Annotated in this window: 3 protein-coding genes; 1 reads left to right on the forward strand and 2 read right to left on the reverse strand. The window is 47.5% G+C overall.

Features of this window, described 5'->3' with window-relative positions:
• Positions 1-734, reverse strand: a 734-nt coding sequence (locus tag VIM87_RS11030; protein WP_331997046.1) for a LysR family transcriptional regulator, incomplete at its 3' end; no start/stop codon positions are given.
• A gap of 91 nt (positions 735-825) precedes the next feature.
• On the opposite strand from VIM87_RS11030, the gene VIM87_RS11035 reads away from it, so the two are divergent.
• On the forward strand, positions 826-1695 hold the full coding sequence (locus tag VIM87_RS11035; protein ID WP_331997047.1) for an alpha/beta hydrolase: 870 nt from the start codon (positions 826-828) through the stop codon (positions 1693-1695).
• A 6-nt stretch (positions 1696-1701) separates the two neighbouring features.
• On the opposite strand, the gene VIM87_RS11040 is transcribed toward VIM87_RS11035, so the two are convergent.
• Positions 1702-2629, reverse strand: a 928-nt coding sequence (locus tag VIM87_RS11040; protein WP_331997048.1) for a glutamate--tRNA ligase family protein, incomplete at its 5' end; no start/stop codon positions are given.

Consider the following 2629-nt stretch of genomic DNA (forward strand, 5'->3'; position numbering starts at 1 on the left):
GCATAGTGCTGCAGCAGCAGGTCTTCCGGTACAATGGTCATGCCCATCCCTCCTTCCACAAAACTGATGATGCCTTCCCAGCTATTCATTACGGTGCTTCTATAGCTTACCACACCTTTAGCATTCAGCCATGATTCCAGCCGGGCGCGGAAGCTGCAGCCCTGGTCGAACACAATGATCTTTACCGGTTGTTTTTTCAGATAATTTTTGAGGCTGGTATGTTCGCTGGCAGTAATGATCACCAGCTTATCTTTTTTTACCACTTTCTCCTGCAGCTCCGGCGAGGCAATGGGCGCTGCCACAAAAGCCAGGTCCAGCCTGTAGCTGAGCACATCGTTTGTTAGCACACCGGTAAAGGCGCTTTTAACTTCGATCTCTACATCCGGGTAATGATCCGTGAAGCGGTTAATAACACCCGGCAGCTTCATAGACAGGGAAGTTTCCATTGTACCAATGCGGATAATGCCGCCAACCTGCGAGGTTTCAGACAGCTCTCTTTTAGCTTCTTCAATCGTTTGGGCGATATGCCGGCAGTATTTGATCAGCGTTTCGCCCGCAGCCGTAAGCTCCACCCGTCGGGAGGTGCGTGTGAAAAGAGTTACCTTAAATTCATCTTCCAGGCTTTTTATACGCGCCGTAACATTGGACTGCACGGTATGCATGGCTTCTGCCGCTTTGGTAAAACTACCTAAGGCAGCTACTGCCTCAAAGGTTTGCAGGTCGTGTAAATTCATCTCTTTTACAGATAGTTTATATCAAAACTAATCATTTTTAATGATTAAATAGCTACTGTACATTTGTATGGTCAACAAAAACGTATTTACCATGACAAACACAACTATATTTCACCGCACTGCCAAAGCCAATGGTTTAAACATATTTTACCGGGAAGCCGGACCTGTGAATGCCCCTGTTGTACTGCTGCTGCACGGGTATCCCACCTCCTCTTTCATGTTCCGCAACCTGATCCCCATTTTAAGTGAGCAGTATCATGTTATTGCACCAGACCTGCCGGGATATGGCTATTCTGATGCACCGCCGCACGACCAGTTTGCCTATACGTTTGACAACCTGGCCCATACCATGCAGGCGTTTATTGATGGTCTGGAATTAAAACGTTTTGCTATTTACGTGTTTGATTATGGCGCGCCTACCGGGTACCGGCTGGCATTGGCTAACAAGGAAAAGATCACCGGTATTATTTCCCAGAACGGGAATGCATACGAAGCAGGCTTAAGTAAAGAATGGAATCCGCTTCAAACTTACTGGCAAGATCCTTCTGAAGCCAACCGTAACGCACTGCGCGGGTTTGTAGCCACTGAAATGACGCGTTTCCAATATGAGCACGGAGTAGCGGATCTATCATTAATTGCACCGGAAACCTATACGCTGGATCAGCATTTCCTGGACCGCCCGGGTAACGTAGAAATTCAGCTGGACCTGATGCTGGACTACCGCAGCAATGTAGCGCTGTACCCTAAATTCCAGGAATACTTCCGTAACAGCCAGCCGCCGATATTAGCTGCCTGGGGAAATAAAGATCCGTTCTTTTTACCAGCCGGTGCCGAAGCGTATAAAAAGGATAACCCGAAAGCGATCGTTAAATTCTATGATACCGGGCACTTTGCGCTGGAAACGCATTACCGGGAGATCGGGCAGGATGTGCTGGAATTTTTGAAGGGGTTAGCGGTGTAGGACCTTTTAAACAGGCATCTTCACTAACTCTATTATTCCTTCCCAATCTTGAACCGGTTGCTGATGCCCCAGCATTTGTGCAATCATAGTATAAATATCCGCCGGCTGCTTCCCTTCCTTTCGCAGGAATTGTATGGAAGTAGCACCGGCGGATTTTGATAATTTTTTATCCGGCGCTTCTAATAATAGTGGGTGATGATAGCTGCTGCTGTATTGAAAAGTATTACCCGGCAGTAATGCTGACAAATAATTTTGTGCAATGGTAGATGGCCAAAGATCCTCTCCTCTTACGACCAGATCTACCCCAAAGTAATGATCATCTATAACAGAAGTAAGCTGGTAAGCCGGAAAGCCGTCCTTCTTTCTTACAACAAAGTCCAGCATGGATGGTGGTAAGGAGGCTTTGACTTCACCTGTTAATGTTCGAATGCTGATCTCTTTCGTGGTATCCGTACGCAGCCGCCAGCTTACATTTCCCTGATCCAGCGGTAATCCTTTATTGCGGCAGGTACCCTGGTAAATGCCATCCGGCACCTGTGCGCGTGAACACTCACAGGCAAATACATGCTCCCTTTCTTTTAGCTGCTGCAGCGCTGCATGGTATAGCTCCATGCGGTGCAGCTGTGAATATTCCTTTTCATATTGAGCGTAATCTGCAGGACCTTCATCCCAGGGAATGCTGAGATAATGCAGGGCATCAAAGATGTCCTGCACGTACTGCGGCGCTGCACGTTCACGGTCCAGGTCATCGATACGCAGCAGTATTCTGGCGTTGGCTTTTTTTGCCAGTGCCGCAGTGATAACAAATGACAATACATTACCCAGGTGTAAGAAGCCACTGGGTGTAGGCGCCAGTCTTGTTTTATTGAATGTTTGGTGCAGCTGCATGCGCGGGTAAATTACTATTTTTTTGCTGCTGGCTGTAAAGAGGAAA

It is taken from the genome of Chitinophaga sp. (genome assembly GCF_036569125.1).
Classification (GTDB): Bacteria; Bacteroidota; Bacteroidia; order Chitinophagales; family Chitinophagaceae; genus Chitinophaga.

What these genes read in the sequence shown, in the direction of transcription:
- VIM87_RS11035 (WP_331997047.1), top strand. Translation starts at nt 826, where the DNA reads ATGACAAACACAACTATATTTCACCGCACTGCCAAAGCCAATGGTTTA.